General features: G+C 69.8%; 4 protein-coding genes and 1 pseudogene. All 5 read right to left on the reverse strand.

From position 1 onward, the window contains the following. Positions 1 to 137: 137 nt before the first annotated feature. Positions 138 to 1,769, reverse strand: a complete 1,632-nt coding sequence (locus ACFWTE_RS01880; RefSeq protein WP_378776955.1) for a hypothetical protein — start codon at positions 1,767 to 1,769, stop codon at positions 138 to 140. Between the two features lie 69 nt (positions 1,770 to 1,838). After that, positions 1,839 to 2,195 carry a hypothetical protein gene (locus ACFWTE_RS01885; RefSeq protein ID WP_378776957.1) on the reverse strand — a complete coding sequence of 119 codons (357 nt, stop codon included), beginning with the start codon at positions 2,193 to 2,195 and terminating at the stop codon, positions 1,839 to 1,841. A gap of 47 nt (positions 2,196 to 2,242) precedes the next feature. Beyond that, complete coding sequence (locus ACFWTE_RS01890; RefSeq protein WP_378776959.1) at positions 2,243 to 2,581, reverse strand: YbaB/EbfC family nucleoid-associated protein; 339 nt, start codon at positions 2,579 to 2,581, stop codon at positions 2,243 to 2,245. Next, positions 2,472 to 5,858: a hypothetical protein gene (locus ACFWTE_RS01895; RefSeq protein ID WP_378776961.1), complete on the reverse strand. Its 3,387-nt coding sequence runs from the start codon at positions 5,856 to 5,858 to the stop codon at positions 2,472 to 2,474. The genes ACFWTE_RS01890 and ACFWTE_RS01895 overlap by 110 nt, the downstream gene beginning before the upstream one ends. A 33-nt stretch (positions 5,859 to 5,891) precedes the next feature. Beyond that, positions 5,892 to 6,821: pseudogene (locus ACFWTE_RS01900) on the reverse strand (AAA family ATPase); the annotation flags it as partial.

Genomic DNA, 6,821 nt, shown 5'->3' on the forward strand with positions numbered 1-6,821 from the left:
GCGCCGCCGGCTTGGTTTGGGGGGGGGCCGCGGGGGGGGGGGGGGGGGGGGCGGTTGGCTCTGGGTGTGCTCTGGGTTTTTATCCTTGGGGGGGGGGGGGGGGGGGGGGGGCCCCGCCCCCCCCCCCCGGGGGTGGGTCAGGAGCAGGACGCGCGCACCGCCGAGGCGGCCACGTGCGAGCTGGTGTGCTCCTGGTCCGCGAGGGCGTCGGCCCCGGCGTTGGTGAGCTTGACGGTGAACTCCTCCGTAGGGGAGGTGAACCCGGTAACCTGGACCCAGCCGCCCCGAATCCCCGCCTGGTCGATCCCGAAGACCGCTACGGGCGACCCCTCGGCAGAGGAGCCCGAGAAGAGCTGGTACTTCGCCTCCCCGGGGGAGATCCACAACGGGCTCTCGTCATCGGGCACGTGGACGTAGAGCTCGCACACGACCCCCGCTTCCCCGGGGGTGAACGTCCAGGTGGCGTACTGGCCGTTGCCCTGTTCCGGGTCGCCCGAGACGGGAAGCGCCTCGTAGCCGCCGTCGCAGCCCTCCTGAGCGTACCCGCCGGGCCGGGTGGCCCAGCTGGCGGTGCCCTCGGCGCTGTCCCAGCGCCCCTCGTTCGTGTAGGAGGCGCCGGGGGCGGTCTGGCAGCCGGGCCCCGCGACGGCGAGGAAGGACTCCGGTTCCGAGCCCCCCGTCATCGCGAACGTGTCCTCAAGGACGGAGCCCCCGCCCTCCGAGGTCGGCGGGTCGGCGGGTGCCCCGCCGTCGGCGGCGTCGCCGGTTCCGGCAACCCCGCCCTCGCGGGCGGCGTCGCCGGTTCCGGTGGTGTCGGCGAGGGGGGCGTTCATCTCCTCCGGGGCAGAGCCGGTGCCGGTGTCCCCGGTGCCGGTGTCCCCGCTCCCGGCGCCCTCTCCGGCCCCTCCGTCGGTCTCACCCTCCCCGGAGGTCCCGGCGCCCTCCTCCCCTCCGGCCGCCGCGTCCTCTCCGGCCGTCCCGTCCGCGCCTTCCTCTCCGGCGGGGGGACCGGCGACCGTGTCACTGCCCTCGGCCGGTGTGCCACCGGTCGCGGTGTCCCCGGTCCCCGGTTCCCCGGCGGTCGCCTCGCCCGCGCGGCTCCCGGTCTCCGGGGCAGCGGCGTCGGTGGCCGCGTCCGGGTTCCCCTGTGCGGCGGGGGCGGTCTCCACGGGGTTCTCCCCGCCGGTGGTGCCGGTGGCGCCGGTGCCCGGGTCGGGCATCGTCGGGGTCCCGGCCCCGTCCCCGCTCACCTCGGGCACGTAGCCGGTCTCCTGGGGGGCGGGCGCGGGCACGGCGGCCGCGTCCGCCGGCGCCGCGACGGCTCCGGACTCACCGCCGGCGGAGGCGCCCGCCTCGGAGCCTCCGGAGGTCTGGCCGCCGGCGCCGCCCGCGCCCGAGGCGAGGGGCGTCGCCTCCAGGGTCACACCGGGCACCCCCGCCGTCATGGCGAAGGGCGCGGCGACCAGCAGCAGGCCCGCGATGGCGGCGCCCGCCAGGACGGGCTTGCCCGGACGGTCCAGCGCCTCCTCCGGGGCCTGGGGTGCGGCGGGTTCGTGCAGGGCACCGGTGATCCGGGGACCGGGAACGGCCTCGGCCGCCCCCGCGCCCCCACCGGTCTCCGGCCGGGGAACGGGCGCGGCGTGCGCCCCGGAGCCCGCGATCCCACCGGAGACCGTGCCGTCGGCCCCTCCGGAGAGCACCGACGCGAACTCGGACGCCGGTGCGGAACGGCTCTCGGCCGCCCCGTGCGCCTGAGCGTTCTCAGACATCGCAACTCCTTCTCGGGGGACCCGGGCGGCCGCTCCTGCGGCCGCCCAGGGACGTGGGGGTGGTGGGGGTCACCTGCGTCCTCCTCCGGTCCCGTTCCGGTCGTCGAGGTCGGGAACGTTGTCCACGTTCACGTCCTCGCCGCGGTTGAAGACCTCTTTGGTGTTCAGGAGGATGGCGCTGGAGTCCTCCGTCGCGGTGACTATGAGGCCCATGTACTCGTCGATGGAGGTCTCGAGCAGGCCCAGGGATTTTTCCATGTCCTTGGCGAACTTGTCGCCCTCGCCAAAGATGGGCTGCAGGGGATCCAGCGAGGCCTTCAGCCACTGCTGGGTCTCTCGGGCGTACTCGGCCGCGTCGTTGACGCTCCAGCTGTTCCTGGACATGCCATCGAAGTCGGCGAAGAAGTCGTCGCTGCGGTCCGTCATGTCCGTCTCCTCTCCTGCTCCTCAGCCGCGAGTGCGGTGGGGTTCTTCTACTGTCGCGGATTGTCGGAGGGGATGCCCAGCCGGTCGAGCAGCTTGAACGGGTCGAGGTCGCCGTTCATGACCTCCTCGACCCCCGTCATCTCCGGCATGAGGGGGCCGTAGGCCTCCGAGACGCGCTCGGCCATCTGGCTCCGCGCCTTGTTGACCACCTCCGTGATGGCGGCGGCGAGCTCGGTGGGGGCCATGTCCCGGTAGGCCTGGGTGTGGAACTTCAGCTCAACCAGTTCCCCCGTCGCGTCCACCTTCGCGCCCACGAGCCTGTTCTTCGCCACGACCTCTTCGGTTGCCGACTCCAGGTTTGCGCTTGCGTCCGCCAGTCGGTCCATCGTCTTGTGAAGCTGTGCCAGTTCCTCTTCCATCTGGCGCTGCATCTGCGAGCTCATGCCGGTGTGTTCCCTTCTTGTTCTGACCGGGGACGGGGCGTCCCAGTGCGGATTTCTGCGCGTCGGCCGTGGTGCCCCAGACCTTCTCGTCCTCGGAGAGCCAGGTGGAGCGCTGCCGGTCGCGGTTGTTGTCACCGCCGCCACCGCCGCCCATGCCGCCACCCATCGGCATCATCGGCATACCGCCCATGCCACCCATACCGCCAGCGCCGACGCCGGCGCCTCCCGAGTCGGGCTGTCCGTTCAGCCCTCCCACGCCGCCGAGTCCGCCGGCGCTGCCCGGGGTGCCCTGGCCGCCGGGGGCCCCGTTGGGGCCGCCCGCCTGGTACTGGGTGCCGTCGGGGTTGGCGAACAGCGAGGAGCGGTCGGAGCTGTCCGGAGCGCCCGGACCGTCGGTGGAGTAAGGGCCGGGGGAGGGGTCGAGACCGCCGTAGTTGAGGCCCAGGTCGCTGGGCGACTCCAGCGGCGGAAGCTCCCTCAGGGGCGGAATCGTGGTGTCGTCGCCCTCGAAGGCGTTCCTGATCGGCGCCCCCGTCTCGGGGTCGATCGGGTAGGGCTTGCCGGTGATCGGGTCGATGACGTACGGCTCACCGGTGACCGGGTTGATCGGTACGTCCTCGCCGCTGCCGGGGCCGTTGAGGCCCAGCTCGGGCGGGGGCGTGGGCATGCCGTAGTCGTAGCCGCCCTGCCCGGGGCCGTTGAGCCCCAGTTCGGGCGGGGGCGCCGGCACGTTGTACCCGTAGTCGGTCGGCAGGCCGGTCTCGGGGTCGATGCCGACCGGCTGTCCGGTGACGGGGTCGATGGGCAGGACCTGCCCGGTCTCGGGGTCGTAGTTGATGGGTAGCCCGGTGTCGGGGTTGAAGGGCAGCCCGGTCTCGGGGTCGACGGGGAACGGCTGGCCGGTCTCCGGGTTGAGCGGGAGCCCCGACGCCGGGTCGAAGTTCAGGGAGCTGCCGGTGTCCCCGATGTTGATCGGTTCCCCGGTGACGGGGTCGATGGGCAGGACCTGCCCGGTCTCGGGGTCGTAGTTGATGGGCATGTTGTACCCGTAGTCGGTCGGCAGTCCGGTCTCGGGGTCGATGCCGACCGGCTGTCCGGTGACGGGGTCGATGGGCAGGACCTGCCCGGTCTCGGGGTCGTAGTTGATGGGTAGCCCGGTGTCGGGGTTGAAGGGCAGCCCGGTCTCGGGGTCGACGGGGAACGGCTGGCCGGTCTCCGGGTTGAGCGGGAGCCCCGACGCCGGGTCGAAGTTCAGGGAGCTGCCGGTGTCCCCGATGTTGATCGGTTCCCCGGTGACGGGGTCGATGGGCAGGACCTGCCCGGTCTCGGGGTCGAAGTTGATGGGCAGGCCGGTGTCGGGGTTGAAGGGCAGCCCGGACTCGGGGTCGATGGGGAACGGCTGACCGGTCTCCGGGTTGAGCGGGAGCCCCGTCCCCGGATCGCGCTCCAGCGAACCGTTGTAGCCTCCCTGACCGCCGCGGCCGGGGCCGTTGAGGCCGAGCGAGGGCGGGGGCCCGGGGATGATCGGGGGTACCAGGGGGCCGTTGTTGCCCAGGCCGTTGCCCAGGTCGTTGCCGGGGCCGTTGAGGCCGAGGTCCCCCGGGGGTCCGGGGATGACCGGGGGTACCAGGGGGCCGTTGTTGCCCAGGCCGTCGCCGGGGCCGTTGTTGCCCAGACCCTCGCCGGGGCCGTTGAGACCGAAGTCCGGTACAGGAGGCGGGGGCGTGATGGCGGGGCCGCCGCCGCCCAGACCGTCCCCGGGGCCGTTGAGGCCGAGGTCCCCCGGGGGCGGCGGAACCAGGTTGTCGGGACCGCCGTTGCTCAGGCCGTCGGGGCCGTTGAGCGCCTGTTCGTTCGACGGCGGATCGATGCCCAGTTCGTCGAAGACCTCGTTGAGGTCGATCTCCCGGGGACCGTCGTCGCCGTTCCCACCGCCGTCATTGTCGCCGCCGTTCCCGCCGCCGTCATTGTCGCCGTCGCCGAAGATGTCGCTGAGGTCGATCTCGTCGGGGCCGCCGTTGCCGTCCTCGTCATCGTCGTCGAAGAGGCCGCTGAGGTCGATCTCGTCGGGGCCGCCGTCGCCGTCACCGTCGCCGTCACCGAAGAGTTCTTCGAGGAAGTCGTTGAAGTCCTCGTCGTCACCACCGTCGGGGCCGTCTCCCAGCGGAGTGGGTGTCTCCGTCCTGAGCGGAGTGGGAGGCTCGATGACCTTCAGTTCTGACTGGACGCTCTTGTAGGTCTCGTCCATCTTGGTGTACAGGTTGTTGGCGTACTCGTGGACGGTCTTGTAGTGGTCACGGAACCGCTGGTACATCGCCTCGTTGACATTGGTGTCGGTGATGTCGTCGCCGACGATGCCGCGCACCTCTCCCCTTGGGGTCCCGTCCTCGTTCGTCCCTGCGGGGGTGATCAGGATGTCGAACTGGTTCCGGTGGTCGACCCACTTCTCCGACCCCGCGGACACCCTGAAGTACCAGCCGTCGACCGCGTCGCCGACCCTCCCCCCGTACGAGTTGAGGGCGTCGGAGACCTTGTCGGAGAGGTCGCTGGTGGAGGTCTTCAGCTCATCCCTGATCCTTTCCAGGGCAGCCGTGAAATCGGGGATCTTCATGTGGATCTGGGTCATGCGGTACGCCAGGTCCTCGAGGCGGTACCTGTACGCTCCTGCGGCTGATCCCCTCATGGGCCCGTCCGGGGTGTCGATCGCCTGCACGAGCTTGTTCAGGCTGCCGCCACCCTCCCCGTCGATGTAGGGGGCCAGTTTCTTACGCAGGTTGTCCAGGTTGTCGATGGTGGTCTGCAGCCGCCCGAGATCCCACTTGTCGGACACCAGCCTGTTGGCCTCGTAGTTGGCGAGGGCCGACAGGTCGAGCAGCGACTGCCGGAACTTGTCCTGCTGGCCGCTCTCCGCTTCGTTGTCTTCTGCGGCCCCCCACACCTCCTTCTGCATGTTGTAGCCGGCGTAGTCGTAACCGATGTAGTCGTAGGTGTACGTGTATCCGTAGCCGCCGCCGGACATCGTGTGGGTTTCCCCGTGCTTCCACCAGCGGTCTACCTTTTTATCGCCACTGCCGGTCCAGTCTTTGAAGCCGGTGGTCTCGTGGAAATGGTAGCGCCCGTGGTCGACCCAGAGGGGTTCGGTGACCTTGCTGAGCGGCTCCATCTTGTCGTCGGAGCCAGCGAAAATGTTGAGGATTTCGTGTATCTGTTTGTCCGGCACGTCTCTTCCCTCCCTTTGTGGGTCGCCCCGGTCCTAGTCCTCGTCCTCGTCGTCGTCGTCGTTGCCGCCGCCACCGCCGCCGCCGCCACCGCCGCCACCGCTCTCGCTCGGATAGATCAGGTTCTGGATCTCCTGGGCGGTGAGGTTCTGCTCGTCCTCAAGGTTGACGAAGACGATGAGAGTCTCCGAGAGCTGGTCCTCGATCTGCGTCAGTTCCTTCTGTAGACCCGTGACGAAAGAGGAGATGTTGTTCAGCGACTCGTCGATCTCCGCGGCGAGCGTTCCTGACCTCGGGAGGAGTTCGGTGTCTCCGAGCCTCTGATAACCGCCCTCCCCGCCGTACACGGAGAAGTCTGTTTCCAGGACGTCGATGTCCTCGCGGAGCGGGGTCACGATGTTCTTGCGAAATGCCTTGATCATTTCAAGGTCGATCTTGGTGCCCTCGCCGCCCTTCTCGTCACCCCCATTCCCGTCTCCCTCGCCGTTCCCTTCGCCTTCGGTGTCCTCTTCCTCGTCTTCCTCTTCCTCTTCTTCGTCCTCCTCGTCTTCCTCTTCCTCTTCCTCTTCTTCGTCCTCCTCGTCTTCCTCTTCTTCTTCGTCCTCTTCTTCGTTCTCCTCCTCGTCCTCCTCTTCTTCGTCGTCTTGGTTCGGGGTTGTTTCGGTGGGGCCGCTGCCTCTGCCGTCTTCGACTTCTTCTTCTTCGTCGTCTTGGTTCGGGGTTGTTTCGGTGGGGCCGCTGCCTCCGCCGTCTTCGACCTCCTCCTCTTCCTCCTCCTCGTCCGGGGTTTCGGTGGGGGTCACGACGGGTTCGGTGATGTGGCCCGGATCCGTCGATACCGGTTCCTGGCCGTCGCCGTCGCCCTCGGTGGGGGTTGTTTCGGTGGGGCCGCTGCCTCCGCCGTCTTCGACCTCCTCCTCTTCCTCCTCCTCGTCCGGGGTTTCGGTGGGGGTCACGACGGGTTC

Source organism: Nocardiopsis sp. NPDC058631 (genome assembly GCF_042716955.1).
Lineage (GTDB): Bacteria > Actinomycetota > Actinomycetes > Streptosporangiales > Streptosporangiaceae > Nocardiopsis.

Excerpts from the sequence above, each read along its gene's own strand:
- ACFWTE_RS01880 (WP_378776955.1), bottom strand. The coding sequence starts at position 1,769 with ATGTCTGAGAACGCTCAGGCGCACGGGGCGGCCGAGAGCCGTTCCGCA.
- ACFWTE_RS01885 (WP_378776957.1), bottom strand. The coding sequence starts at position 2,195 with ATGACGGACCGCAGCGACGACTTCTTCGCCGACTTCGATGGCATGTCC.
- ACFWTE_RS01890 (WP_378776959.1), bottom strand. The coding sequence starts at position 2,581 with ATGGACCGACTGGCGGACGCAAGCGCAAACCTGGAGTCGGCAACCGAA.